The organism is Archangium sp. (genome assembly GCF_045802675.1).
Classification (GTDB): Bacteria; Myxococcota; Myxococcia; order Myxococcales; family Myxococcaceae; genus Archangium.
On sequence record NZ_JBJMQO010000080.1, the window covers coordinates 79,422 to 104,732 of the forward strand.

The following is a 25,311-nucleotide window of genomic DNA, read 5'->3' on the forward strand; positions in this document are numbered from 1 at the left end:
TCTGGAAGCGCGACAAAAACAGGAATGCCTGATTACCCTTCCCGCCACAAGGAGGCCCCGGGGGGGCTGCGACATTTGGCGTGGAGGTGGCTCGGAAAATCCCGGCGAAAAAGAATTCCTGGGACGCCGGGAACGCCGGGCCCTCACCCAGGAGTGGGAGAGCACCACCAGACGCCAGGTTTTCCCGCGGGGGGGCATCGGATGAGTTCCCGGTTGCTGCCGACGTGGGGCTGTCTGGGCTCGTGCGCTCCGGCGACCCTGGCGCGGCTGGAGGCCGTGGCCCGTCCGCTCGAGCATCCCGCGGGAGCCTCCATCGCCACCACGGGTGAGGCCGCCGAGGGCATCATGCTGCTGTCCCAGGGCGTGGTGCGAATCTTCCACGCGCTCTCGACGGACAGCCAGTTCACCGTGAAGTTGCTCCGGGCTCCCAGGGCCCTCGGGGTGCTCGAGGTGATGCACTCCACCCGCTGGGTGGCTTCCGCCGAGGCGCTCACGCCCCTGGAGGGGAGCGTCATCCCCGTGGCCGTGTTCCGCGAGGCGCTCGCGATGGACCATGGCTTCACCACCGCGGTGCTGGGGGACCTGGCGGCCAGCTACGAGGGCACCATCCGGGTCAGCCGCGCCATGGGGTTCGATGGGTGCGAGCAGCGGCTGATCCGCGTGTTGCTGGAGTACGCGGAGCACTTCGGCCGCCCGGCGGAGGAGGGGCTCGTCATCCGCTACCCGCTCTCCCGGCAGCGCCTGGCGCTGGAGATTGGTGCGGCACGGCGCAGCGTGGACCGGGCCCTGGCGGCGCTGGCCGAGGAGAAGCTGCTGTCGCTCTCGCCCAAGGGCTGGCGGGTGCTCCACGCGCTCGACGAGCTGTCGAGGCGCTGTCATGGCGTCGCCCAGCCGCGTTGAGCCCGCGGGGGCCGGGAGCCCGCCGGGCTAGGGGCCCTGGACGGAGCAGCGGCTCTCGGCCCCGCGCGTGAGATCGTCGGCCACCGTGCGCAGCAGGCCACTCGTCAGCGCCGAGCGCTCCGCCTCCGCCTTGTCCCCCTGCGTGAGCCACTTCGCCACCTTCCCCAGGCTCGCCGCCGTCACCACCTGCAGCCGCACCTCCACCTCCACCACGAAGGCCGCCTCCGCCTCTGGCTCCTCCTCCAGTGTCCACGCCACGCGCTCGAGCTCCAGCGACCCTGGTGTGGCCAGCGGCCGGCCGTCCAGCCTCCAGCCGCCCTCCCGCGCCGAGTACGCCAGCACCTGCGTCAGCTTCGTCGCGTCCACCCGCTCGGAGAACCACAGCGGCCGGCGGCGCAGCAGCGTCAGCTCCACCTCCAGCCGCCCCGCCAGCCCCAGCTTCATCAACCGCTCCAGCTCGGGCGCCACCAGCGCGAGCGCCTCGGGCCTCACCACCACGCGCCGGCCCACCCGCGACGCCGAGCACGTCACGCGCGGCGGCTCCTCCGCCCGGGCCAGGGGCGCGAAGAGGCCCACCGCGGCCACCAGCGCCGCGGCGAGTCCCTTCCTCCTGCTCGTGCGCGTGCCCCTCATGGTGTCTCAGAAGGGCCGGACGAAGAGCAGCCGCGCCTCGGGCGTGAACGACGCCCGCTCGTCCGTGCGCCACGCCACCGCGAAGTGCACCGAGTCCCCGAAGTACAGCTGCGCGCCCACGCCCAGCTTCGGATCCATCCAGCCCGCCCCGCCCCCCTGGTACACCGAGCCCACGTCCGCGAACGCCCCGAGGAAGCCCCACCGGTACTCCGCGCTCGCCAGCAGCGAGGCGTCTCCGCGGAACTCCTTGAAGGCGTAGCCGCGCAGCGCGCTCCACCCGCCCAGCGCCTCCTGCTTCTGCAGCGGCAGGTCCTCGCCTCCCGCCAGGCGCACGCGCAGCCGCAGGCCCTGGTGGCGGCCGGTGTTCACGTACAGCGCGTTGTCGCTCACCGCCTTCCAGAAGCGGAACTGCTCGTCGCCGCCCAGCGCCGGGCTTCCCACCTCCACCGTCAGCAGGCTGCGCACCGCCGTGTGCTCCGGCCACTCCCAGCCATTGCGCAGCAGCGACAGCTCGGGCGTGCGGAAGAGCGAGCCCACGCGCTCGGAGCGGCCCGCGTCGCTCGCGTACTCGAGGCGGCCCACCACCGAGGCCATCCGCCCCTCGTCCACCGGCGAGTTGGGGAAGGGCGCCGAGTCGCGCCGGAAGAGGGAGAAGGGCGGGAAGAAGCTCACCAGCGAGTCGTACGTGTCCCGGCGGTACTCGGCGCCCAGCGTCCACTGCTGCCCGAAGCGCCAGGTGGCCAGGCCCGTGAAGCCGCGGCGCCGGAAGTACTCGGAGTCCGGCCGGTTGAGCAGCGCCGAGTAGATGTACGAATCAATCGCCCCGATGCGCCACCGGTCGAAGGTGTCCGTGAAGTCATACGCCTGGGCGCCCAGCTCCGCGAGCCGCAGCACCGGCACCTGCAGCTTCGCCCCCACCAGCCAGTTGAGCCGACGCTGGAAGGCCGTGCGCTCGGGGTCCCCGGGAATCCGCTGGCCACCCCAGCGCAGGGGAATGGTGAGCGCCGCGTCCAGCTGCGCGTGCACCCGGTTGCGCACGTCCCACAGCTTCAGCGAGCCCGACAGGCCCGGCGCGAAGCCCGTCACCTGCGTGTGCATGGGAATGAGCGTCGCGTTGAAGGAGTGGCCCCTCGGGCTCACCTGCACCACCACCCGGCGGCCCTGGGTGGTGATGGCGTCCTCCGTGCCGTGGTTCCACTTGCCCTCCAGCGCGTCGAAGGACAGCTCCACGTCCTCGTCCCAGCTCTTCTGGCGCCGGTGCTTCTTCTCCTCGGCCACCGGCCGGTAGTGCCGCGCGCCTGCTTCATCGCGCTGCTCGACGAAGCGCGTGGCCGCCTCGGGGTGCGTCTCCACGTCCTCGAGCGACAGGAAGGGCATCTCCGCTTCCAGCCGCCGCTCCGCCCGGCGCAGGTCGCTGCGCAGCAGCACGTCCCCGGGCTTGATGCCCAGCACCTCGCGCACCCGCGCCGCCACGTCCTCGTCCACCCCCCGCACCTCCACCGCCTCCACCTTCCCCTCGTCCACCCGCACCACCAGCCGCCCCTCCGGCGTCAGCGTGGCGTCGAGGCTCGCGAGCTCGTAGCCCTCGTCCCGCACCTCGTCCAACGCGCGCTCCAGCGCTCCGGGCACGCCCCTCCACGCGAAGCCCGGGTGGAAGCCGCCGTGCTTGTCGTACGAGGCCAGCAGCGCCCTCGGCGGGTTGGGCGACGGGCACTGGCGCGCGGTGATGTGCACCCGGCCCTGGCCCGCCTCGACGTGGACGCTCACCGTGTCGTCGGGGTCGTTGTCCTCGTCGTCCTCGTCCGAGTCACGGGAGGGCAGCCGGAAGAGCGCCCCCCGCACGTCTTCCTGCTCGTCCGGGCTCAGGCCCTCGAGGTCCACGCCGGTGACGTAGGGCTGCTCCTCGAGCGCCACCACCAGCACCGGCGTCGCGCCTTCCGCGAGCCGCACCGTGGGCGTCACCTTCGCGAACAGCCCCGTGTGTGCCAGCCGCTGGAGGAGGACCGCGGCCTGCTCGGCGGAGAGGGGGCCCCCGGCGGGAATGCCGGCCAGCTCGCGCACCTGGGCCTCGGTAAGGCGCTGGAGGCCCTCGAGCTTCATGTCCGCCAGCGCGCGATTCTCTCCGTTGATGCTCAGCCGCAGCGCGCCGAGCACCTCGGAGTCCGCCTCGTCCTCCTCATCGGCGAGGCAGGGATTGTCGTCGTCGTTGTCGTCCCCGTCGTCGTCGTCGTCCCCGTCGTCGTCGTCGTCCCCGTCGTCGTCGTCGTCGTCCGCGTCGGAGGCCTTGGGCGGCTGGGGCGCCGGAGTGGCAGCGGGCGTGGGGGGCGTGGGGGCGGCCGGAGCGGTGGCGCCAGGGGTGCCCTGGGCATGGGCGACCAGGGAGAGGAAGCACAACAGAAGTGCGGTGCGGTTCATGCGGATCCGGATGAGCACGCGGCGTTCCAGGCCGCCTGGCGTGGCAAGTGCCCGAAAACACGGGGCCCAGGCCGCCACCGAGGATGTCATCTCCACATCGTGATGTCGCGGGGTGATGTGATTTCGACACGTCCGTCCAACCCGGGTCGCATCGTCACGGGGTACCGGCGCCGGTAGGGTGCCTTCTCTCAAACCCGTAGGGGGAATGCCGCTTCAGCGCCGTGCCCCCCACCCCCGAGGGATTCACATGACGAGAGGGATGACCGCCGTCAGGGCGCTGGGGACGTGCATGCTCTGGCGCGCCGCGTTGTGCATGCTGCTGGGCCTGTCCCTGGGATGTTCGCATCGCGGACCGGGACCCACGCCACCGCCGGTCCTCGACACGCCCTTCAAGAAGGCGCCGCGGCCCGTCATCGGGGCGATGCGCGTGCCGCTCGACGAGCTGCCGCAGATCGAGAACTTCAAGGTCATCGGCCACAACCCGCTGCCCAATCCGGGGGACACCCGGCCCCGGGGCCGCAACGGGCCCATTGGCATCTCCGGCAACTGTCTCTACGTCGGCAGCCGCGTCGGGCACCGTCCGGGGACGGGTCCGGCGTTCGGCACGCCCGAGCTGCCTCCGGAGATCCTCATCGTGGACATCAGCGACCCGAGCGAGCCCGAGGTGGTGGGGGCGCTGCCCACCATCCTCAACGCCACGTCCCGCGAGCTGCGCACCATCCCCGATCTGCACACCCTCATCGTCATGAACTTCCGGGACGCGGGGCCCGACAGCAGCGCGGTGAACAACTACCAGCTCTACGACATCAGCGACTGCCGGCACCCCGTCCTCACGCAGACCATTCCCCTGGGAATCGACCGGCCGCACGAGTTCTTCCTGTGGAGGGATCCACGAGCCCCGTGGCACTTCCTGCTCTTCTCCTCCATCCATCTCGGAGACGTGCGGGAGCCGTCGATCCGGGTCTTCGAGCTGAACCATCCTCCCCGGGGCCCCGTCAGCCCCGAGCCGGTGGCGACCTTCACGCTGACCCCGGCCGTGCCTCGCACCGAGCCCGTCGATCCATCGGCCTACCGGGACGACCACTTCATCTTCGACACGGAGAAGCCGGCCATCCAGCGCAACAACGTCCACTCCATGTCCGTCTCCAAGGATGGGTCGCGGACGTACGTGGCCAACATCCATGGGGGCTACTACATCCTCGACAGCTCGCGCCTGACGCAGGGGCTGCTGTGCAAGCCGCACACCGTCACCGTCGATGCGACGAGCAACACCGACCCTGAGCTCTGCCTGCGCAAGCTCGACCCCGACCCGAATGCCCGGGTGGACTTCACGCCTCCCAATGGGTGGACCGAGCACTCGGTGTACCCCGTTCCGGGCCGTCCCTACCTCATCGTCTCCGGCGAGCGGAACGGCACGAACACCTGTCCCTGGAGCTGGGGCACCATCCTGGACATCACCGTCGAGCGCTCCCCGCAGGTGGTGTCGCGTTACATGATGCCCGAGAACCTGGAGGGCAACTGCTTCGTCGGCGGGCCTGGAGATCCCGCGCTCCAGCGCGAGTTCTCTCCGCACCAGCAGCTCGTCTTCCCCAACCTGTTCTTCATCTCCTGGTACTCGGCGGGCCTGCGCGCCTGGGACATCTCCAACCCGGTGCTGCCACTCGAGGTCGGCGTCTTCGTGCCCAGGCCCGCCACCAACGTCGTCGAGCCGTTCCGCAACAGCCCGGACGTCTGGGTGTGGCCCCATCCCATCCTCTACAACGGGCTCATCTACATCACGGATGAGAACAGCGGCCTGTACGTCCTGCGCTACAAGGGCGCCCGGGCCGGGGAGCTGCCGAAGAAGGGGCTCTTCATCAGCAACACCAACTTCCTGAGCCCGTGACTCAGTCCGCGCTGAGGCCGAGCGCCTTGAGGCGGCGGTGGAGGTTGCCCCGGTCCACCTGCAAGAGGCGCGCGGCCGCGGCGATGCTGCCGCCCTCCTCGAGCGCGGCCTTGATGAGCGTGCGCTCGAAGTCGTCCACGTGCTCGCGGTAGCTCTTCTGTCCGAGCACCAGGCGCGAAGGGGCCGCCGCCGACGACACCGGCGCCGGGGACGCGGGGCCCGCGAGCGACTCGGGCGAGAGCGTGAGCGGACCGTCACCGCGCAGCAGGTTCTGGCGCTCGACGAAGTTGCGCAGCTCGCGCACGTTGCCGGGCCAGGGCCAGGCGCGCAGGGCCTCCTCGGCGCCGGGGGCGAGCACCAGCGGTACGTTCGGCCCGGCCAGCTCCGCCGCGAAGGCCCGGACGAGCGGGAGGATGTCCTCGGGCCGCTCGCGCAGGGGCGGCAGGGTGAGGGGCAGCACGTTGAGGCGGAAGTACAGGTCCTGCCGGAAGCGCCCCTCGCGCACCGCCTGCTCGAGATTCCGGTGCGTGGCGGCGAGGACGCGCACGTTCACGGGCACGGGCAGCCCGCCGCCCAGCCGCTCCACCTCCTTCGTCTCCAGCACGCGCAGCAGCTTGGCCTGCAGCTCCAGCGGCATGTCCCCGAGCTCGTCGAGGAACAGTGTGCCGCCGTGGGCCTGCTCGATGCGGCCGAGCCGGCGCGTGGTGGCGCCCGAGAAGGCCCCGCGCTCGTGGCCGAACAGCTCGCTCTCCAGCAGCGTGGAGGGGATGGCGGCGCAGTTGACGGCGACGAGCCGCCCCTTGCGCCCGGAGGCCAGGTGGAGCGCCCGGGCCACGCGCTCCTTGCCCGTGCCCGTCTCGCCGGTGATGAGGATGGCCGTGTCGCTCGGGCCGACGCGGGCGATGAGCTTGCGCAGCGACTCCATGGCCGCGCTGTCGCCCACGAGGTGGCCGGGGCGCGCGAGCTCCTCCCGCAGGCGCTGCTGCTCCTCGCGCAGCTCACTGAGGGCGAGCGCGTTGCGCAGCGCGGTGAGGAGCCGCTCGGGCGAGGGCGGCTTCTCCACGAAGTCGGTGGCGCCCAGCTTCAGGGCCTGCACGGCCTCGACGGGAGAGGCCTCGCCGGAGAGCACCACCACCGGCACGGGCAGGGGCCGGGGCAGCCGCGCGAGCAGCTCCAGGCCCGTCTCCCCGGGCATGCGCAAATCCAGCAGCATCAGCGCGGGCATCTGGCCGGGCGTGTCGAGCAGGCGCACGGCCTCGGCGGCGGAGCGGGCCTCCACGGGGGAGAAGCCCTCGTCGGACAGCAGGCCCCGCAGGCCCTTGAGGACGCCGGGGTCATCGTCCACCAGGAGGATGCGCGGGCCGGGCGCTCGCGGGCGCGCAGGGGCGAGAGGGGGATGCACGGGCTCAGCGTAACGCAAGGCGTGCTTCCCCGGCACTCGGGGGCCGCGCGGGCCGTCACGCGGCCTTGAGGGAGCCGCGCGCCAGCGCGAGGAAGACGTGCTCGTCTGCTTCAGTCAGCTTGCGAGGGAGGCGGGGGAGTAGGAGCGGTCCCGGCTCCTGTTGTTTCAGAGTGCCGAGTCCGAGTGGGGACTCCGAGGTGAGTCAATGGGGGTGTGGCAGTTCTTTCCCGTGCGGTGGATGGAGCCTCCGGGGTGGAGGTGGAGGACCGGGCGGATGGCCGGGGGGTGGGAGGCGTGTGGAGGCGCGGAGAGCTTCGGGAGCGGCGGGGAGGGAAAGCCCCTGGTGGGCCCGGAGGTGGAGCGCATCACGGGGCTGCCAGTGTCCTGCTTCATGGGAAGGACGAACGAGGAGCTTGGCATGCCTCCCCGAATCGTCCGAGGCTGGAACGAGCCACTGCGCCGCGCCTTCCAACGAGAGGAGGGGCAGATGTTCGAGTTCGAGTTCCCCGCTGTGCCCGGAGCCGAGCTGGAGGCCCCGCGCCTCTTCGTGTCCCGCCTGGTGCCCGAGCTCGACAAGGCGGGGAGGGGGCGCTCGGTGTGGGGCTTCACGCGGCACCTCGAGCGCTCGCGGCGCCGCTTCTGCTCCGGCCCGCTCTCCGAGGACCCGTCCCCTTCCGTGCCCTCCCCGCGCACCCCTCCCCCGCAGTCCTCGGGCCGGGGCGGTTCCGGTGGCCCGGGCGCGGGCGTGCTTTCCCGGAGCGAGTTGCTCGGGCGGATGAACCGGGCGCTGGCCTCGTGCGCCGCGCGGGAGGACATGTTCCGCTGCTTCGGCCGGCTGCTACTTCCGGTGATGGGGGACTGGTGTGACCTCGACGTGCTCCGCGACGGGGTGCTCCAGCGGGCCGCCGCCTTCCGCATGCCCCACGGGGAGCTCCATGGCCCCCGGGGCGGCCCGCCCTCGCTCCTGGCCCAGCGGGTGGCGCGCACGGCCGCTGCCGAGCTGCTCCAGGGCCCCGGTGAGCAGGTGAGCGCGGCCCTGTCCTCCGGAAATGGAGACCTCGCGCACGTCCGGGAGGCCGGGCCGCTGGACTGCATGGCGGTGCCCCTGCAACTGGGCGGGCAGCTCGTGGGCGTCCTCTCCTTCGCCACGCGCGCGCCGGAGCTGCGGCTGGACGAGGAGCGGCTGACGCTCGCCGAGGACCTGGCCGGGTGTGTCGCGCTCGCGCTCGAGACGGACCGGCTGCGCCATGAGCTGGAGCGCAACCGCAGCGCCGAGCGGCGCGTGGAGACGCTCGAGCGGGAGCTCCAGCGCCAGGCCGCCGATTTCCAGACGCTGCTGGACGTCATCCCCGTGGGCATCGGCATCGCCCATGACGCCGGGTGCCGGCACATCCGGCAGAACCCCTGGTTCGCGCGGCTGCACGGGCTGCCGATCGACTCCAACATCTCGCTCGGCGCGCCCGACGCGGAGCGCCAGCCCATCCGCTACCTCGATGCCAACGGCCGCGCGCTCCCGCCCGAGGAGTTGCCCATGCAGCTGGCGGCCTCGACGGGCCAGGAGGTGCTGGACGTGGAGCTGGAGCTGGAGGTGAACGGGCAGCGGCGCGGCACGCTCGTCATCTCCGCCGTGCCGCTCTTCGACGAGCACCACCAGCCCCGCGGCAGCATCGGCACCATCCTGGACGTCACCGCGCGCAAGCGGGCCATGGAGGCGCAGCGCTTCCTCGCCGAATCCAGCGCCGTGCTCTCCCAGTCCCTCGATCCCGAGCAGACCTCCCGCACGCTGGTCCGCCTGTGCGTGCCCTCGCTCGCCAACCTGGCGGGGTTCTGGGGCCACTGGCCCGATGGGTCCATCCGGCCGCTGTCCGTGGCCCATGCGGACGAGGCCGCCCAGGCGATTGCCCACGAGCTGGCCCAGCACTTCTCCGTGCCCGAGGGGCATCCCATCCGCGAGGCCATGGCGACGGGGCGGTCCTGGCTCCTCGCGGATCTGGAGAACCTCTTCTCCTGGTTCGAGCCCCAGAGCGAGCTGGAGCGGGCGCTGCGGGAGCGGCTCGGCATCCGCTCGGTGATGATCATCCCGCTGTCCACCGCGCACGGCGTGGCCGGAGTGCTGACGCTCGCCTCGTCGGAGCGGACGTACACCGAGGACGACTTCACCTTCGCCAAGGAGTACGCCGCCCACGCCACGTACGCCATCGACAACGCGCGGCTCTACCGCGAGGCCCGCGAGGCCATCTCCCTGCGCGAGGAGTTCCTCGGCATCGCCGGCCACGAGCTGCGCACGCCCCTCACCGCCCTGCAGCTCGGACTGCAGAGCCTCGCCCGGCAGAGCGCCACGGCCACGAAGGCCTCGGACCTGTGGAAGTGGATTGCCTCCTGTCAGCGGCAGGGCACGCGGTTGGGCAAGCTGGTGGGGGACCTGCTCGACGTGAGCCGGATTACTTCCGGGCGCCTGCCGATGGAGCCCGAGGAGATGGACCTGTCGGCGCTCGTGGAGGAGGTGGCGGCGCGCATGGGGCCGGAGCTGGAGAAGGCGGGCTGCGCGCTGGTGCTGAAGCTGGAGTCGCCGCTGGCCGGGCAGTGGGACCGCTCGCGCCTGGACCAGGTGGTGACGAACCTCCTCTCCAACGCGATGAAGTACGGACAGGGCCATCCCATCGAGGTCACCGCCGAGGCCATTGCCGGGGGCGTGCGCCTGCGCGTGCGCGACGAGGGCATCGGCATCTCCGCGGAGGACCAGGCGCGCATCTTCGAGCGCTTCGAGCGCGCCGTGCCGGACCGGCACTATGGCGGGCTGGGGCTGGGGCTGTGGATTTCCAAGCAGATCGTCACCTGTCTCGGGGGCCACATCCACGTGGAGAGCGAGCAGGGCCACGGCTCGAGCTTCACGGTCGAGCTTCCCCGGAAGGTGGAGGGCTGAGGGGCAGCTCCACGCGGGCGAGCGTGCCACCACCGGGCGCGGGCTCCAGGCGCAGGGTGCCGCCGTGCTCGTGGGTGATTTTCTGCGCGATGGGCAGCCCCAGGCCGCTGCCCTCGGGTTTGGTGCTGAAGAGGCCCCGGGTGAGGGCGGGGCCCTCGAGCACCCCGGCGATGCCGCTGCCGCCGTCCCGGACGGTGACGCGCACGGAGGCGGGGAGCGCCTCGACGGACAGGCGCACGGGCGCGGCGCCGGGCGCGGAGGCCTCGGTGGCGTTCTTCACGAGGTTGCCGAAGAGGCGGCGCAGGCCGTCCGGGTCCGCGCGCAGCGTGGGCTCGGGGCCGGGCTCCAGCTCCACGGCGACGGGCGAGGTGCCCGCGTAGAGGGCGCACACCTCGGCGAGCAGGGGACGCAGGGTGACGGGCTGGAAGCGCGGCGCGGGGAGGCGGGCGAAGTCGGAGAAGCTCCGCGTCATCCGCGTGAGCAGCTCCAGCTCCTCCTGCAGCAGGGCGACGGCCTCCGCGAGGCGGGTGGCGTCCGGGGGCGCGTCGGGGCGCGAGAGGCGCGCCAGCGCGAGCTTCATCGCGGTGAGGGGATTGCGCAGCTCATGGGCGAGCGCGCGGGCCACGTCCTGCCACGCCGCTATCTGCTCGGCGGCCTTGAGGCGCTCGCGTCCGGCGGCGAGCTCGCGGCCCATGCGGTTGAACTGGACGAGGAGGAATTGCAGCTCGTCGCGGGGCGGCTCGGGGGCGGGGAGCTGCACGGAGAGGTCTCCGCGCGCGTAGGCCCACATGCCGCGGGTGAGGGTGGAGACGGGGCGGGTGAGGGCGCGGCCGAGCAGCACGGCGGCGGCGGTGAGCACGGCGGCCGAGACGAGCAGCAGGGCCGCGATGAGCCTGGGGGTGCGGCGGGCGAGCGCGCGGCGGGCGAGCTCCGCCTGGGCGAGGTTGAGGCGGGCCTCGTCGAGCGCGGCCTGGGAGTGGCCCTCGCGGGCGAGCCCGGCGGAGACGTCGTCGAGCACCTGCTCCACGGGGGCCAGGGAGACGGAGAGCAGCTCCTGGAGCGCCTGCCGGGCGAGCACGCCGAGCAGCACGAGCGGCACCAGTCCCGTGACGAGCATCACGGCGAGGAGCCGGCGGCGGAAGCGGGCGGGAGGCGGCGGCAGGTCGGAAGGCATCGGCGGGGCGATGTTGGGGCCTGGCGGGGCCGCCTTCCAGCTTTGGGCCTGGGCTCAGGCGGAGCGGGCCGTGCCTCCGGCGTCCAGCCGCCCCGTCAGCCCGTACTGGCTCCGGAGGCGCTCGGCGTGGGGGCGCAGCCCCTGGTCCTCCAGGTGGGCGATGGACCAGGCCGCCGCGTCCAGCTCCCAGGAGGCGATGAAGTACGGCACGGGCAGCGGCTTGAGGTGCATGACGGTGCTCACCGCCAGCCGCATCGCGGGCGAGTTGATGACGAGCGCCATCCCGAGCAGCACCTCGCGCATGAGGGCCTCGTTCTCCTGTATCCAGAGGACGTAACGCTGCCGCTGCTCGGCCGTGGGGATGCCTCCCTGGCTGAGGTCGATGAGGCTGAGGTGCCGCTCCCGGCGCCGCAGGCGGGCCGTCATCCCCTCCATGACCTGCTCGTGCTGACGCAGCGTGGCGCTGCCCACGAATTTCACCACCTGGAGGGGCCAACGCGAGTCGTCGATGCTGACGTAGGAGTCAGGGAGCATGGCACTCCAGGAGGTGCGAGGAGGTTGGGGGGCGCGCGGTGGGCCCCTCTGTTTGCTCTCGCGGAGAGGGCGGGAAAAGGTGCAACCCGCGTCCATGTTCAGCACGGGTCAAACGCGGGGCGGGAAGGGGCTGCCCCGGGAGGGTGAAGCGCCATCCATTGGACGTTCCGGGCTGATACCCTCCGGGGTGATGTCTCGTCTTCTCGCTCCCTCCCAGGCTTGGCTCTTCGGCCGGGGCGTGGACCTCGCCGTGTTCGCCGGCAGTGCGCTCGTGTCGGTGGGGCTCATGCTCGCCGCGCCCGCGCTGGGCCTCGCGGGGGAAACCCCCCTGTGGGCCTGGGTGCTGCTCGTCGTCTGCGTCGACGTGGCCCACGTCTGGTCCACGCTCTTCCGCACCTACCTCGACGGGGACGAGCCGCGGCGCCGGCCCGGCCTCTACATCGGCGCTCCGCTCGCGGCGTACGTGCTCGGGGTGCTCGCCTACCTCGTGTCTCCGGGCGCCTTCTGGCGGCTCTTCGCGTACAGCGCGCTCTTCCACTTCGTCCGCCAGCAGTACGGTTGGGTGTCCCTCTACGGCCGCAAGGCCCGGGCCTCGGACACCGAGCGGCGCCTGGATGCCGCCGCCGTCTACGCGGCCACGCTCGGCCCCGTGGTGTGGTGGCACGCGAACCTGCCCCGCGGCTTCTGGTGGTTCGTGGAGAACGACTTCCTCCCGGGGCTGCCCGGGTGGGTGGGCACCGGGGCGCTCGTCCTCCAGGGGCTCGTGCTCACCGCGTGGGTGGGCTTCCAGGTGTCGCGCGCCGTGCGCGGCGAGGGCCTCCAGGCGGGCAAGGTGCTGCTGGTGCTCGCCACCTGGGGGACGTGGTGTGGCGGCATCGTGCTGGCGCGCGACGACTTCGCCTTCACGGTGACGAATGTCGTCCTGCACGGGGTGCCCTATTTCGCGCTCCTATGGCGCTACACGCGCGGCCGCTTCGCCGAGGGCGGTTATGGCTGGCTGCGGCCCCTGGTGCGCGTGGGCCTGCCCGCCTTCGTGTTGGTGCTCGTGGCGCTCGCCTTCGGGGAGGAGGCGCTCTGGGACTGGCTGGTGTGGCACGAGCGGCCGTCCCTCTTCGGCGAGGGGGTGCCGGCGCTGCCCCCGGACGTGCTGGCGCTCGTGGTGCCGTTGCTCGCGCTGCCGCAGGCCACGCACTACCTGCTGGATGCGTTCATCTGGAAACCGGGCCGCGAGCCGGCGCTCCTCACCCGTCTCGGGTGGACACACGGTGGGCGGGCAGGCTCGCCAGAAGGTTCTCCAGGTGGCATGGCCGCGGCTTCCACAGTGGTCATTCCCGGAGTGAGGGAGTAACGCTCTGGGCCGTATGTCCAGACTCCTGCTCGTTTCCAATCGTCTCCCCGTCACCGTCAAGGCCGACAAGGAGGGCGTCTCCGTGGTCCGCAGCGCCGGAGGGCTCGCCACCGGGCTGAGGGGTCCGCACGAGCGCTCGGGAGGTGTCTGGATTGGCTGGCCCGGGGACGTGTCGCGCCTCACGCAGGCGCAGCGCGCGTCGGTGGAGGCCCAGCTCGCCGAGCTGCGCTGCGTGCCCATCCACCTGAGCGCCAGCGAGGTCGCCCGCTACTACGAGGGCTACTCCAACCGCGTCCTCTGGCCGCTGTGCCACTACCTCATCGAGCGCATCCCCCGGCAGGACCGGGACTGGGAGATGTACCGCAAGGTGAATGAGCGCTTCGCCGACCTGGTGGCGAGCCACTACCAGCCCGGGGACACCATCTGGGTGCACGACTACCAGCTGATGCTGGTGCCGGCCTTCCTGCGCGCGCGGCTGCCCCAGGCGCGCATCGGCTTCTTCCTCCACATTCCCTTCCCGTCGAGCGAAATCTTCCGCACCCTGCCGCACCGCGCCGAGCTGGTGCGCGGGCTGCTGGGCGCGGACCTCATCGGCTTCCACACGCTCACGTACGTGCGCCACTTCGCCAGCGCCCTCATGCGGCTGCTCGGGCTGGAGACGGTGGTGGACAGCGTGGCCTATGCCGGGCGCGAGGTGCGGCTGGGCGCCTTCCCCATGGGCATCGACGCGCAGGCCTTCGAGAGCCTGGCGATGGACGCCGCGGTGCTCGAGGACGTGCGCGTGCACCGCGAGCGCAGCACGGGCCAGCGGCTGGTGCTGGGCGTGGACCGGCTGGACTACACCAAGGGGATTCCCCAGCGGCTGTCGGCGGTGCAGCGGCTGCTGGAGCGCGAGCCCTCGTGGCGCGGCCGGTTGCGCTTCGTCCAGGTGGCCGTCCCCAGCCGCACCGCGGTGGCGGACTACGCCGACTACCGGGACAAGGTGGACGAGCTGGTGGGCCGCATCAACGGCCTCTATGGCGGCGTGCACAACGTCCCCGTGCACTACCTCTACCGCTCCTTCAACGAGAAGCAGCTGGCGGCCCTCTACCGCGCCGCGGACGTGATGTTCGTCACCCCCGTGCGCGACGGCATGAACCTGGTGGCCAAGGAGTTCTGCGCCGCGCGCCCGGATGAGGACGGGGTGCTGGTGCTCAGCGAATTCGCCGGCGCCGCGGACGAATTGGGGGATGCCTTGCTGGTGAACCCCTACGACGTGGAGGGCATGGCGGACGCGCTGGAGGTGGCGCTGGAGATGCCGGAGGGGGAGCGGCGCACGCGCATGCGCACCCTGCGGGCGCGGGTGAAGGAGTACGACGTGCACTGGTGGGTGCGCTCCTTCCTGGACGCGCTCCAGGCCCTGCCCACCCCGCCGCCGCACGTGGAGCCGGCGGGCTCGGAGGCGGCGATTGCCCGCATGCGCGAGGCCGGGCACCTGCTGCTCCTCATCGACTACGACGGCACGCTCGTGCCCTTCACCGCCAGGCCGGAGCTGGCCACGCCCGACGCGGAGCTGCTGGATTTGCTCCAGCGGCTCGCCACCCGGCCCAACACCCGGGTGCACATCGTCAGCGGGCGCACCAAGGAGACGCTGGAGGCGTGGCTGGGGAGTCTCCCCGTGGGCCTGCACGCCGAGCACGGCCTCTACTCCCGCCCCGCGCCCGGCGAGCCCTGGACGTCCCTGGAGGGCGTGCCCACCGACTGGAAGAACCTGGTGCGCCCGGTGCTGGAGGCCTTCGCCGCGCGCGTGCCCGGGGCCTTCGTGGAGGAGAAGTCGGCCTCGCTCGCCTGGCACTACCGGCAGGTGGACCGCGTCTTCGGCGCCCGGCAGGCCCGCGAGCTGCGCCTGCACCTGGGCGAGGTGTTCGCCCACGGCCCGCTGGAGGTGCTGCCCGGCGACAAGGTGGTGGAGGTGCGCGCGCGCGGGGTGAACAAGGGCCGCGTGGTGGGGCGCGTCACCGAGGGCATGGCGCCCGGCACGCGCGTGGTGGCCATTGGCGATGACCGCACGGACGAGGACCTCTTCGCCGCGCTCCCCGAGGGCAGCCTCGACATCCACGCGGGCGGCAGGAACTCGCGCGCCCGCTACCGGGTGGCGGGCCCCACCGAGGTGCGCAAGCTGCTCGCCGCGCTCCTGGTGGGTTGACCGGGGGCGTTGCTCGCTTCAGGCCGCCTGGCCTGGAAACGCGGCGTCCTCGGCGACGGGCAGGGTGATGCGGAAGGTGGAGCCCCGGCCCGGCTGGCTCTCCACGGTGAGCTCTCCGGAGAGCGCCTCGATGATGTTGCGGCACACCGGCAGTCCCAGCCCGGTGCCCACGCCCACGGGCTTGGTGGTGAAGAAGGGCTCGAAGATGCGCTCGAGGTTCTCCGAGGGAATGCCGCAGCCGGTGTCGCGCACCTCCAGGGTGACGCGGCTGGGGCCGCTCTGCCGCGCCAGCACGCGGATTTCATTCTGCTCCACCTGGCCCGGCTCGATGGCGTGCGCCGCGTTGATGAGCAGGTTGAGGAGCACCTGGCCCAGGCGCGCCCCGTTGCCGCGCACCGGGGGCACGTCCTCGCAGTCCGCGACGAAGCGGGCGCGCGGCTGGATTTCATGGGCCGCCATCTTCGCGGCGCTGCGCACCACCGCGAGCAGCTCCACCGGGCCATAGGTGGCATCGTCCTGGCGCGAGAGCACCTTGAGATCCTGGGCGATGAGCCGCACGCGCTCGGCGCCCTCGTACGCCTCGATGACGGCCGACAGCAGCTCCTCGCGCTCCGTCGAGGAGGGGCTCCCCTCGGTCCGGTCCAGCTCCTCCTGCACGTAGCGCAGGTTGCTCAGGATGTAGGCCAGCGGGTTGTTGATTTCATGGCCCACGCCCGCCGCGAGCCGTCCCAGCGTGGCGAGCCGGTCCGAGACGAGCAGCTGATCCTGCGCCTGCCGCAGCTGCTGGAGGCTGTCCTCCAGCCGGGCGTTGGTGGAGGCCAGCTCGGCGGTGCGCACGTGCACCGTGTCCTCCAGCCGGGCGTTGTAGCGCTGCCGCTCGTGCATCAGCTCGCGCAGCTGGGCGCTCATCCGGTTGAAGGCCTGCGCCAGCGTGCCCAGCTCGTCCCCGCCCTTCACGGGCAGCTCCTTCTCGAAGTCCCCCCGGCCGATTCGCTCCGCGCCCTCGAGCAGCTCGCGCAGGGAGCGCTGCATGGGGTCCAGGATGGCCAGGGCGATGCCCAGCATCAGCAGCAGCCCCAGGGAGGGGACGAGCTTCGCCAGCCGGCTGCCCAGCCGCGAGCGCTCGTCCCACGCCCGGCGCAGCGCCTCCATCTCGGCGCGCTCCGTGGTGATGGCGGCCTCGAGTTGCTCGCCCACCTGCTCCTCGAAGTCCTGGAAGAGCTCCCACCAGGCATCGGGGGTCACCTCCGCCCCGTCCTCCATGGAGCGCGCGAGCTGCTCGGCCCGTCTCACCCAGCGGTGCTGGGCCGCGTGGAGCCGGGCGATGCGCTCGTGGTCCTGCTCCTGCTGGGCCAGGTCGTTCGTCGCCGTCGGGAGCAGGGACTCCTGGTGTGCGAGCTCCTCGAGCCGCGCGAAGTCCCGGTCCATGCGCGCGTCCTGCTCGCGCAGCAGGCGCGTGATGGTGGCCCCGTCCCGCCGCGAGTGCCGCAGGGCCTCCACGAAGGGCCAGGGGCTGTTGTGCATCTGGCCGTAGAGGTCGATCTGATCCTGGATGAGGAGCAGGTGATGGCGGGAGCCCAAGCCGCGCCGGGTGCCGTTGAACAGCTCCACACCCATGCCGAAGACGAGCCCGATGGCCACTGCCACGAACAGCCAGACCTTCGAGCGCATCGTCATCACGGCTTCTCTCTCCACGGCCCTTGGGACCCTCGCGTCCTGGCGGCCCCGGCGTCCGGTGGGGGGGAAGCCTCCCGCTCACCGGCCGCCGGCGTAACCCGGTTTCAACTAGGGTATTCCATGAAACCAGGAAAAAGCCAAAACCGGGCGGGCTCAGCGTTCCGCGGTGGGCGAAGCGGAAGCGCGCAGGGTGACCTTGCGCCCGAAGCCCTGGTCCACCCGGCCGAGGAAGGCGCGGAAGGCGGCGTAGTCGTCGGCCTTCACGCGGGCGGCGGAGATGGACACCTCGCCGTCACAAATCAGCTGGTTGCCCTCCTGGCGGTAGGACAAGCGCACGCTGCCGAAGGGCGTCTGCTCCTGCTGGTTGGGCGGGAGCTCGGCGACGGTGTAGCCGCGCGGCAGGGTGTAGCGGAAGGTGAAGGTGTTCATCCACGGGCCGCTCATCACCAGGTCGAAACGGCGCTCGGCGAGCGAGGCGTAGGACTGGGTATAGGCGCGGCCGGTGCCGAAGGGGAGGAAGCGCAGCTGGGCGGTGGAGGCCTCGGCGAAGCGGGGGATGGACATGCGGAAGTCCACCTGCACGTCGTCGTCCAGGCGCGTGGTGTCGTTGAGCTTCACCTCGTTGACGGTGAGGCCGGGGAAGCTCTGGGCCCAGGCGCGCTCGAAGGTGGACTTGCGCGAGGCCACGGCGCGGTAGGCGCGGCGGTACTCGGGGGCCATCTGCCCGCCCACGGTGGAGGCGCCCGTCACGTCGGCGCCGCCATCGGGGCGCAGCGCCATGTCCATGGTGAGGCGGGTGGCGTTGTCCTGGGGCGTGGCCTCGGGGGTGGTGAGGAAGGTGGCCTTGCCGCCGGGCTCCACCACCAGCACGTTGGCCACGCGGTCCGCGCTGGGCAGCTCGCGCGCGCCGTGGAACTCGGCGGTGCCGTCCAGGTACAGGTCGAACTGGGGCACGTAGACGATGGCGTGGTTGAAGGCCGCGAGGCTCGCCGGCTCCGCGTCGATGGTGCCCAGGTTGCGCATGCGCAGCAGCACCAGGCGGCTGTCCACGCCGGCCACCTTGAGCATGGCGTGGATGAGGCTGGCCTTGTCCTTACAGTCGCCGAAGCGGCGCGCGAGGATCCGGTCCACCCGGTAGGGCTTGTAGCCGTGGATGCCGAACTCGAGCGCCACGTAGCGCGTGTTCGTCACCACGAAGTTGTAGATGGTGCGCACCACGGCCTTCTGGTCCTTGCGGTCCACGCCCGTGAGGACGGTGTCCACGGTGCGGCGCAGCTCCTCGTCGGGCGTGAGCTGATCTCGCACGAGGCCCCACCAGTAGCGGCCCACCTCGTCCCAGGTGCGGTAGGTGGAGACGTGGAGGTTGGCGGCCACCTCGGCCCAGCCGGGCATGCCGGGCTCGGGCACCACCTTGGCGACATGCTTCGCGCTCCAGCGGTAGAGGACGCGGCCGTCGGCCAGCTCCTCGTGGGCGGCGGCCACGCCGGGCAGCTTCTTCTCGTTCCAGTAGAGGGGCCGCTCCTTGGGCATGTCCACGAGGAACTGGTAGTGCACCTTGGGGTAGACGCCCTGCACGCTCTCCACGTCGCCCCAGTAGTCGGACAGCAGGTTGTCCTGGGCGGTGTCGTCCACGCGGTACTGCAGCTCCAGCACGTCCCCGGCGGCGAGGTTGGGGAAGGAGAGCATCTTGGCGCGGGCGTCGTAGTACATGCCCGTCCAGGGCTCGTTGATGTTGCGGTCGCTCTCGCCGTAGCTGTCCACCACGGAGCCATCCTCCTTGGTGATGCGGGCGCGCAGAATCCGCACCTCCTGGCGGTCGGGCGAGTAGGTGATGGGGTAGGAGCGGAAGGCGTCCACCCCGCGGGCGTTGAGCACCTTCACGGCGAACTGGTGGAGCCGGCCGGACAGGCCGCTCTTCTGCACGCGCACGTAGGTGGTGTCCACCAGGTACACGGCGTCCTCGGTGATGTAGCCGTCGGCCTCCTTCACCAGGCCCTTGAAGTCGGTGAGGTACTGGGTGCCGGTGCTGGCGGACTCACCCTTGAGGGTGCGCACGGCCTCCTTGAGGGAGGGGTTCTGCGGGCGCAGCGCCAGCGAGCGCTCGAAGGAAGCCAGGGCCTCCTCGCGGCGGCCGGCGGACAGCAGGGCACGGCCCTCGCGCTCGTACACCTCGGGCTCGTCCGGGGAGAGGGCGCGGGCCTCGGCGAAGAGGGCGGTGGCGGCGTCGGGCTGGCCATTGGCGGCGCGCAGCTCGGCGAGCTTCACGCGGGTGGCGTTGTCGAAGGGGTCCAGGGCGAGCACCTGCGTGTACTCGCGCGCGGCGGCCTCCACCTGGCCCAGGTCGGCCAGCAGCATGGCGAGCAGGTTGCGGCTGGAGCGGTCGTCATGGCGTAGCGCGAGGGCCACGCGCAGCCGGGCCACGGCGTCCTGCGGGCGGTCCAGGGCGCGGGCGGAGCTGGCGGCGGCGCGCACCACGCGGGGGATGCGCGGCAGCTTCTCGAGCGCCTCCTCCACCATCATGTGCGCGCGGGCGGACTCACCGAGTGCCTCGTGGGCGCGGGCGAGCGAGAGGCGGGCGGCGGCCGAGTCCGGGGCCAGCTCCACCATGGGGGTGAGCAGCTCGATGGCGCGCTCGGGGTGGCCGCGCTCCAGCTCGAAGTCGGCGAGTGCCACGCGGGCCGGGAGCGAGGTGGTGTCGGCGCGCAGGGCGGCCTCGAGGAAGCGGCGGCGCAGGTTGAGGTCATCGCGGTGGGACTCGGCGGCCAGCAGCTGCAGGCCCACGTCCTGCGGGGCGGCGGTGGCGGCGCGGTCGGCCTCGACGGTGGCGGTGTGCTCGCGCTCGTCGAAGGCGCGCAAGAAGTCGAGCACGGTGGCGTACTCGCCGCGCAGTTGCGCGTCCGCGGGGGCCTTGGCCACCAGGTCCTTCAGGGCCGAGGTGACGGTGGGCAGCGGCTGGGGCGCGGCGGAGGCGCCCTTGGCGAGCGCGGGAGGCGCGGAGGGCAGGGTGACGCGGAGGCGGGCGGGCGGGTCGCGGCGCAGGTAGAAGCCGAGCGGGCCGGACTCCTGGCACACCTTGAGGAGGACGCGGTTGAGGCCCTTGCGCAGGCGCACGGAGACACGCGACTGGTCGGGGCGGGGCGCGTTGTAGTGGTCGCTGGTGGCGACCTTCTCGCCGTTCACCCAGAGGCGGAAGGCGCCCGAGGTGCCCACGCCGAGCGCCACGCGCGTCTCGGCCGGGGCCTCCAGCCAGGTGAGGGCATAGGCCACGGACTCGCGGTTGGGACGCACCGCGCTGGCCAGGTCGACATAGCCCTCGGTGGGGGCGAAGGCGAGCCGGCGCCAGGACACCTCATGGCCCTTGGCGCCCGCGTACTTCGCCGAGAGGTCCAGCGCGGCCGCCTCGGGGCCGAAGTCCTTGTCGCAGCCGGACTTGCCCTCGTTGTCGAAGCCGCCGACGACGTAGTAGTCGCCGATGAAACCGAGGGCGTCCTGCAGCTCGGCCGAGCGCTGCATGCGGCCGCGCGAGCGCTCCAGGTCCATCAGCAGCAGGTGCGCGGTGGCGCGCGAGCCCGGGTCGCTGTTGCGGCGGGAGATGACCTCGCCATAGGTCTTCACCAGGGGGGTGAGGTCCTCGAGGTCCTGCTCGAGCGCGTGCAGGCGGATGAGCTGAGCGGAGCCGCGAGGGGTGGGGGCGAGCTCGAGGGCCTTCTCGGCCTGCTCACGGGCGGCGGTGGCGCTGGTCTCGGAAGCGGCCTGGGAGAGCAGCGGGCAGGCGAGCGCGAGCAGGGCGACGAGCCAGGTGGTGCGTGAGAGCGGGGCGAGCCGTGGGGTACGGGACATCCGTGTTCCTCGTCCGTCGAAAAAGGGGGCCGGGGGTGAGTGTCGGCGCGGGTGAACAGCCGAGCTTCGGAGAGCCTTCCCCTGCATGCGACGTCGTGGGCGGACAAGCAACTGAAAACTCGGCGACAGGGCGGGCGGGGAGTCGTATCGGCGAGCAGGCAACGGAAGGGGAACGGGTCCGGTTCGGCCCCCGATGAAGTCTTGGACCCGGCCTGCATTCCGAGGGCCCTGGAGCCTGGACGCCCGGGCGGGGCATGCTTGGAGCCGCCATGACCGACCCGAGCCCTGCTGTTTCGGAGAAGCTGTCCCGCTACCTGGACACCGAGGGACGGCTGAAGGGCTGGCCTTCCCGGCGCAAGGACCAGCTCGAGGCCCTGCGCTACCTGATGACCCGCCTCCCGGATGGCGTGGAGTGGAGCGAGCGGGAGCTCAACGAGTTGCTGAAGGGCCTGCACACCTTCGGGGACTGGGCGCTGCTGCGGCGCGATCTGTACGACACGGGGTTGCTCGACCGCTCGCTCGATGGCCGGCGGTACTGGAAGGTGCCGCCCGTCGTGGGAGACAGGCACGGCGCGTAACGCCTGGCCGTCGGCTTGCGCGCTGGGCGGCTCCGCGGGCTCCGCGCGTGCTGCAACGGCTCGCGCGTCCGCCTGGACGTTCGAGCGGACACGCGCCCTGGAGCGGATTTCCTCCTCGCGGCCTCGAGCGGGCTTCACTGGTAGACGTCTACCAGTGAGGTAGGCAAAACAACCACACCACTGGTAGACGTCTACCAGTGAGACGCGCCGGAGCCCGCGTTTTGAAATGGGCGGCACGGCTGCGTTGACCTGAACGCGCGGCCTCCCTGTAGGTTCGATCGAGTTCTTCGAGGATGGCGTCAACGCCATGAGGCGTCGCATGTCGCGCGTGTGGGCCGTGCTGCTCTGCATGTTTTTCGTGGGGTGTAGCGGCGCTGCCCGAAGCGTTCGTCATGCCACGGGCCAGCAGGAGCGCTGTGTCTATGTCCCGCGCGGCTACGTTGCATCGGGGGCGCGGAGTGAAGCGTTTCATGCGCCGCGCGCTGGAGTGGAAGTCGTGCCCGTGGCGGCAACGTGGGGGGCGGCTTCGCCAGCAGTGCCGCTGACTCCACCCACGTCACCTCCGTTGGAGGGGCTGTCTGGCGAGGGTCTGGGGGATGGTATTCCCCGCGGCGTGCTCCGACTGGTGCCGGAAGGTGGCACGGCTGCGGGAGAAGCAGGGGCGGTTGGCGCGGCGGGAGAGCTCGTCGTCAACGGAGGCTGGGTTGTCGCGGCGGCCGGGAGCGTGCTCCTGTTCTGCTTCACCGTCGAGGCGGCCGTTGATGGGGCGGAGACCCCGATTGACGTCGCGGACGAGTTCTACGGCACGCACTTCGGCGATGTGTCCGGGTGGGTCCAGGGTCAATACCCCTCCCATGCGCCCAACGGTGCGGGAACAAGGGCTTCCCAGGCCCAAACGGGACCGGGGTCCGCCCCGCTCGCTCCTCCCGGCGCATCGCCAAGAGCAGAACCCGACAAGGACAACAAGAAAAGGCGGGGGCGCATCTATGTGACCTACACGAAGTTCAACCAAAACACCTACCGCTACTACTCGGGGCGAACCAGCATGGTCGTCGATCTCACCAAGCCCCTCGACTTTCAGGCGTATCTGGCCGTTGCTTTCCGAGATATGAGCCATCACGTTGACGAGAATGACGAGCCGAAGGGTGCTGTGTTCGAGGATGCGAATGTTGATGAGTTCGATGTTGGGGCCGCCATTGACTATGGCGAAAGATATGACGACGCCGCGTATTGGCGGATCCGCGGAAGAGAGCAGCAGTTGATTGACTTCCATGGGGGTGCCCAGTCCGACACCGGGAAGCCCTATCGGAGCGAGAATGTCGTGCGCGGTGTGGCGAAAGATAATCCGTGGGGCAGGCGGTTTCACGGAGCAGCCACGGAGCGCTGGGGTCAACTTCATCCTTACACGGGATATTAGGAAATGGCGAAAACAATCATGCCTAGGCCGGGGTCCTTTCTAAGAATTCCCCTTGCTGACGGTTCCTTTGGCTATGGGAGGGCACTCGAGCCACCAATCAATGCCTTCTACGACTACGGGACCGAAAGCCCTGACTCAAACCTTGACCGGATCGCCTCCAAGCCAATCCTCTTCAAGATTGCTGTCCGCCATTTGGAGCCGAGTTCGTGGGAGATCATCGGATGGAGAGAGATAGAGGAGTCTTTGGCTCAACCGATTGTCCAATTCAGGCAGGACGTGGGGGACTTCCGCCGCTGCACGATCTTCGACAACGTCGGCAATTCGAGAAGTGCCGAGCCCCAGGAGTGTGTCGGGCTCGAGCGAATGACTGTTTGGGAACAGCACGCTGTCGAGGCACGCCTGCTCGACACCTTCATGGGGCGGCCCAATGCCACAGTGGAGCGCCTGAAGGTACGCCTGCAATAATTAGGAAATGAAGTCGGATCTGGATCGGATCGCATCCAAGCCAATCCTCTTCAAGATTGCTGTCCGCCATTTGGTGCCGGGGTCGTGGGAAGTCATTGGACGGAGAACGCTCGAGGAGTCCCTGACTCAGCCGATTGTCTATTTCAGGCAGGACGTGGGAGACTTCCGTCGCTGCGAGATCTGCGACACCGCCGACAACTCGAGAAGTGCCGACCCCGAGGAGTGTGTCGGGCTCGAGCCAATGGCTGTTTGGGACGAGCATCATGTCGAGGAACGCCTGCTCGACACCTTCATGGGGCGGCCCAGTGGCATCGTGGAGCGGATGAAGGTACGTCTGCAATAGGCAGCCGAGAATCAGGTCCACTCCCGCGCTGAGGTCCGGCCCTGGGCAGACGAGGGACGTGGTCTCATAGAGAAAAGGCGCGGGCGAGGGTGAGGATCTCGACGCGGGGAGCTCCGGCCTCGCGCAGCGCGGTGGCGGCGGCGCGGACGGTGGCGCCGGTGGTGAGCACATCGTCTACGAGGAGCACCTCCCGGCCGGCGACGGACGGCGAGGCGGTGAAGGCCCCGGCGACGTTGTGGGCGCGCTCGGCTTCGGAGAGGCCCACCTGCCGCCGGGTTTCGCGGGCACGGGTGAGGAGGCCCACGGGGGCTTCGCGGCCGGTGGCGCGGGCCAGTGCACCCGCGAGCAACTGGGCCTGGTCATACCTGCGTTCCCGGAAGCGCTTGTCGTGGAGCGGCAGGGCGACGAGCAGCGCGGGGGCCTGGGCGAGGAACTGCTGGCACTCGGAGGCGAGCAGCTCGGCGAGGGCGGGGGCGAGCTCCGGGTGGTCCTCGTACTTGAAGCGGTGAATGGCGCGGGCGACGGGGCCCTCGTGGGCGAAGGGAGCCCAGGCGCGCGTGAAGGGCGGAGGCGAGGCGCGGCAGCGCGGGCAGGTGTCGCCGGGGAAGGTCCCGGGCTCGGCGCAGGTGTGGCAGCGCGAGGTGGGGAGCCGCTCCAGGGCGAGGTCGCACGTCTCGCAGAAGGGCGCGCGCACGGGCATCACCTTCGCGCAGGCGATGCACGCGGGCGGATAGAGCAGCTCGAGTAACTCCTGGAGCACGGTTGGGTTTTCCCCCCTCGGATGAACGGTCGCGGCGACGATGCCACAGGCTCGCCGGGGACGACACCTCGCATCCGTGCTTCAACCCACCTTCGACAACCGCTTCCTGCGTGGTGGCCGCTCCGCCTTGGTGATCTCTCGGTCAATCATCCGTTCGATCCGTGAATGGGCCGATGAGGGAAGGAAGGAAGGATACGTCCTGGGGAATCCGAGGTCCTGGTCCCCACACCACGTCATCTCGTGGCCCTTTTCGCGCAGAAGCTCACCCGCGGCGCGCATCGCGAGTTGAAGGGCCTGGAGCGAGTCGACGCCCCACACCTTGAAGCTCAGCGCTTTCTCCCATCCGGACACATCGAAAGTGCACCAATGGTTCCCGGTCTTCGGATCACGTCGAGGCTTCCTGAATCGCACGCGAACGGCCCGGGGCCGTCCGCCGAGTTCGAACATCCTCTCAGCGACGATGGGACCGGAGGCCTTCTTGCTGCGCTCGAGCCTATCCGCGAAGGACTCGCTGGCCATGTCGTCCAGACCTAGAAGAAGTTGTTGCAGAATCCCTTACGCCGCTGCTCGCTCTCCAAACCAACCTCGAAGCATCGCTTTCGGATGCTGACGTCCTCGAGATCCAAGCAGAAGTTTCTCCACACCACGCCACCAGCGGCTGCTGAGTCCAGGCAGCGGCTCTTGTTCACCGGTCGGCTGCATGACCCGGAGGGCCCCGCCAGGGCGTGAGAGTTACCGGAAGTCACGAGCAGCGATTCCGCATCCACGGTCTGTGGGCGCGGTGGTAGCCACGCCGGGTGAATGTTCCCGACCGGGTGACACGCTACGAACG

The 25,311-nt window shown here is 70.9% G+C and carries 18 protein-coding genes; 9 read left to right on the forward strand and 9 right to left on the reverse strand.

Translation table 11 applies throughout. The annotated features are described in order from the left end of the window. Positions 1-201: 201 nt before the first annotated feature. A complete protein-coding gene (locus ACJ8AN_RS22900) occupies positions 202-900 on the forward strand; it encodes a Crp/Fnr family transcriptional regulator (RefSeq protein ID WP_407757566.1) in 699 nt (232 codons plus the stop codon). Between the two features lie 27 nt (positions 901-927). On the opposite strand, the gene ACJ8AN_RS22905 is transcribed toward ACJ8AN_RS22900, so the two are convergent. Together ACJ8AN_RS22905 and ACJ8AN_RS22910 are read right to left on the reverse strand one after the other, a co-directional pair. Beyond that, positions 928-1,533, reverse strand: a complete 606-nt coding sequence (locus ACJ8AN_RS22905) for a hypothetical protein (RefSeq protein ID WP_407757567.1) — start codon at positions 1,531-1,533, stop codon at positions 928-930. Positions 1,534-1,539: 6 nt separating this feature from the next. Beyond that, on the reverse strand, positions 1,540-3,966 hold the full coding sequence (locus ACJ8AN_RS22910; RefSeq protein ID WP_407757568.1) for a hypothetical protein: 2,427 nt from the start codon (positions 3,964-3,966) through the stop codon (positions 1,540-1,542). A gap of 241 nt (positions 3,967-4,207) precedes the next feature. On the opposite strand from ACJ8AN_RS22910, the gene ACJ8AN_RS22915 reads away from it, so the two are divergent. Continuing rightward, positions 4,208-5,833 (forward strand): LVIVD repeat-containing protein, encoded by a 1,626-nt coding sequence (locus tag ACJ8AN_RS22915; RefSeq protein WP_407757569.1) that lies wholly within the window; start codon positions 4,208-4,210, stop codon positions 5,831-5,833. A 1-nt stretch (position 5,834) separates the two neighbouring features. On the opposite strand, the gene ACJ8AN_RS22920 is transcribed toward ACJ8AN_RS22915, so the two are convergent. Next, positions 5,835-7,253: a sigma-54-dependent transcriptional regulator gene (locus tag ACJ8AN_RS22920; RefSeq protein ID WP_407757570.1), complete on the reverse strand. Its 1,419-nt coding sequence runs from the start codon at positions 7,251-7,253 to the stop codon at positions 5,835-5,837. 400 nt (positions 7,254-7,653) lie between these two features. On the opposite strand from ACJ8AN_RS22920, the gene ACJ8AN_RS22925 reads away from it, so the two are divergent. After that, positions 7,654-10,158, forward strand: coding sequence for an ATP-binding protein (locus ACJ8AN_RS22925; protein WP_407757571.1), 2,505 nt, complete (start codon positions 7,654-7,656; stop codon positions 10,156-10,158). On the opposite strand, the gene ACJ8AN_RS22930 is transcribed toward ACJ8AN_RS22925, so the two are convergent. Further along, entirely contained in the window at positions 10,124-11,332 is a 1,209-nt protein-coding gene (locus ACJ8AN_RS22930) for an ATP-binding protein (RefSeq protein WP_407757572.1), read from the reverse strand. The two genes, ACJ8AN_RS22925 and ACJ8AN_RS22930, sit on opposite strands and share 35 nt — an antisense overlap. A 54-nt stretch (positions 11,333-11,386) precedes the next feature. Next, on the reverse strand, positions 11,387-11,866 hold the full coding sequence (locus ACJ8AN_RS22935; protein ID WP_407757573.1) for a hypothetical protein: 480 nt from the start codon (positions 11,864-11,866) through the stop codon (positions 11,387-11,389). Positions 11,867-12,056: 190 nt separating this feature from the next. Between ACJ8AN_RS22935 and ACJ8AN_RS22940 the strand changes: the two genes are divergently transcribed. Continuing rightward, positions 12,057-13,214 carry a hypothetical protein gene (locus tag ACJ8AN_RS22940; RefSeq protein WP_407757574.1) on the forward strand — a complete coding sequence of 386 codons (1,158 nt, stop codon included), beginning with the start codon at positions 12,057-12,059 and terminating at the stop codon, positions 13,212-13,214. A 13-nt stretch (positions 13,215-13,227) separates the two neighbouring features. Beyond that, complete coding sequence (locus ACJ8AN_RS22945) at positions 13,228-15,399, forward strand: bifunctional alpha,alpha-trehalose-phosphate synthase (UDP-forming)/trehalose-phosphatase (RefSeq protein WP_407757575.1); 2,172 nt, start codon at positions 13,228-13,230, stop codon at positions 15,397-15,399. 18 nt (positions 15,400-15,417) lie between these two features. Here ACJ8AN_RS22945 and ACJ8AN_RS22950 read toward each other — a convergent pair whose 3' ends face one another. Both ACJ8AN_RS22950 and ACJ8AN_RS22955 read right to left on the reverse strand, forming a co-directional pair. Further along, the gene (locus ACJ8AN_RS22950; RefSeq protein WP_407757576.1) at positions 15,418-17,076 is read right to left on the reverse strand and encodes an ATP-binding protein; all 1,659 of its coding nucleotides are present in this window, start codon (positions 17,074-17,076) and stop codon (positions 15,418-15,420) included. A gap of 153 nt (positions 17,077-17,229) precedes the next feature. Beyond that, on the reverse strand, positions 17,230-20,916 hold the full coding sequence (locus ACJ8AN_RS22955) for a DUF3857 domain-containing protein (RefSeq protein WP_407757577.1): 3,687 nt from the start codon (positions 20,914-20,916) through the stop codon (positions 17,230-17,232). Between the two features lie 269 nt (positions 20,917-21,185). Here ACJ8AN_RS22955 and ACJ8AN_RS22960 point away from each other — a divergent pair, with 269 nt between their 5' ends. The 4 genes from ACJ8AN_RS22960 (at position 21,186) to ACJ8AN_RS22975 (ending at position 23,719) form a co-directional block, all read left to right on the forward strand. Further along, complete coding sequence (locus ACJ8AN_RS22960; protein WP_407757578.1) at positions 21,186-21,494, forward strand: DUF2087 domain-containing protein; 309 nt, start codon at positions 21,186-21,188, stop codon at positions 21,492-21,494. 613 nt (positions 21,495-22,107) lie between these two features. Further along, positions 22,108-22,911, forward strand: a complete 804-nt coding sequence (locus ACJ8AN_RS22965) for a hypothetical protein (protein ID WP_407757579.1) — start codon at positions 22,108-22,110, stop codon at positions 22,909-22,911. Positions 22,912-22,914: 3 nt separating this feature from the next. Beyond that, positions 22,915-23,376 carry an immunity 26/phosphotriesterase HocA family protein gene (locus tag ACJ8AN_RS22970; protein WP_407757580.1) on the forward strand — a complete coding sequence of 154 codons (462 nt, stop codon included), beginning with the start codon at positions 22,915-22,917 and terminating at the stop codon, positions 23,374-23,376. Between the two features lie 7 nt (positions 23,377-23,383). Further along, on the forward strand, positions 23,384-23,719 hold the full coding sequence (locus tag ACJ8AN_RS22975; RefSeq protein WP_407757581.1) for an Imm26 family immunity protein: 336 nt from the start codon (positions 23,384-23,386) through the stop codon (positions 23,717-23,719). A 64-nt stretch (positions 23,720-23,783) separates the two neighbouring features. Here ACJ8AN_RS22975 and ACJ8AN_RS22980 read toward each other — a convergent pair whose 3' ends face one another. Next, the gene (locus tag ACJ8AN_RS22980; protein WP_407757582.1) at positions 23,784-24,479 is read right to left on the reverse strand and encodes a ComF family protein; all 696 of its coding nucleotides are present in this window, start codon (positions 24,477-24,479) and stop codon (positions 23,784-23,786) included. An 81-nt stretch (positions 24,480-24,560) separates the two neighbouring features. Further along, on the reverse strand, positions 24,561-24,998 hold the full coding sequence (locus ACJ8AN_RS22985) for a DUF6968 family protein (RefSeq protein ID WP_407757583.1): 438 nt from the start codon (positions 24,996-24,998) through the stop codon (positions 24,561-24,563). Between the last annotated feature and the right edge of the window lie 313 nt (positions 24,999-25,311).

Excerpts from the sequence above, each read along its gene's own strand:
- ACJ8AN_RS22900 (WP_407757566.1), top strand. The coding sequence starts at position 202 with ATGAGTTCCCGGTTGCTGCCGACGTGGGGCTGTCTGGGCTCGTGCGCT.
- ACJ8AN_RS22905 (WP_407757567.1), bottom strand. The coding sequence starts at position 1,533 with ATGAGGGGCACGCGCACGAGCAGGAGGAAGGGACTCGCCGCGGCGCTG.
- ACJ8AN_RS22915 (WP_407757569.1), top strand. The coding sequence starts at position 4,208 with ATGACCGCCGTCAGGGCGCTGGGGACGTGCATGCTCTGGCGCGCCGCG.
- ACJ8AN_RS22925 (WP_407757571.1), top strand. The coding sequence starts at position 7,654 with ATGCCTCCCCGAATCGTCCGAGGCTGGAACGAGCCACTGCGCCGCGCC.
- ACJ8AN_RS22930 (WP_407757572.1), bottom strand. The coding sequence starts at position 11,332 with ATGCCTTCCGACCTGCCGCCGCCTCCCGCCCGCTTCCGCCGCCGGCTC.
- ACJ8AN_RS22935 (WP_407757573.1), bottom strand. The coding sequence starts at position 11,866 with ATGCTCCCTGACTCCTACGTCAGCATCGACGACTCGCGTTGGCCCCTC.
- ACJ8AN_RS22940 (WP_407757574.1), top strand. The coding sequence starts at position 12,057 with ATGTCTCGTCTTCTCGCTCCCTCCCAGGCTTGGCTCTTCGGCCGGGGC.
- ACJ8AN_RS22945 (WP_407757575.1), top strand. The coding sequence starts at position 13,228 with ATGTCCAGACTCCTGCTCGTTTCCAATCGTCTCCCCGTCACCGTCAAG.
- ACJ8AN_RS22950 (WP_407757576.1), bottom strand. The coding sequence starts at position 17,076 with ATGACGATGCGCTCGAAGGTCTGGCTGTTCGTGGCAGTGGCCATCGGG.
- ACJ8AN_RS22955 (WP_407757577.1), bottom strand. The coding sequence starts at position 20,916 with ATGTCCCGTACCCCACGGCTCGCCCCGCTCTCACGCACCACCTGGCTC.
- ACJ8AN_RS22960 (WP_407757578.1), top strand. The coding sequence starts at position 21,186 with ATGACCGACCCGAGCCCTGCTGTTTCGGAGAAGCTGTCCCGCTACCTG.
- ACJ8AN_RS22970 (WP_407757580.1), top strand. The coding sequence starts at position 22,915 with ATGGCGAAAACAATCATGCCTAGGCCGGGGTCCTTTCTAAGAATTCCC.
- ACJ8AN_RS22975 (WP_407757581.1), top strand. The coding sequence starts at position 23,384 with ATGAAGTCGGATCTGGATCGGATCGCATCCAAGCCAATCCTCTTCAAG.
- ACJ8AN_RS22985 (WP_407757583.1), bottom strand. The coding sequence starts at position 24,998 with ATGGCCAGCGAGTCCTTCGCGGATAGGCTCGAGCGCAGCAAGAAGGCC.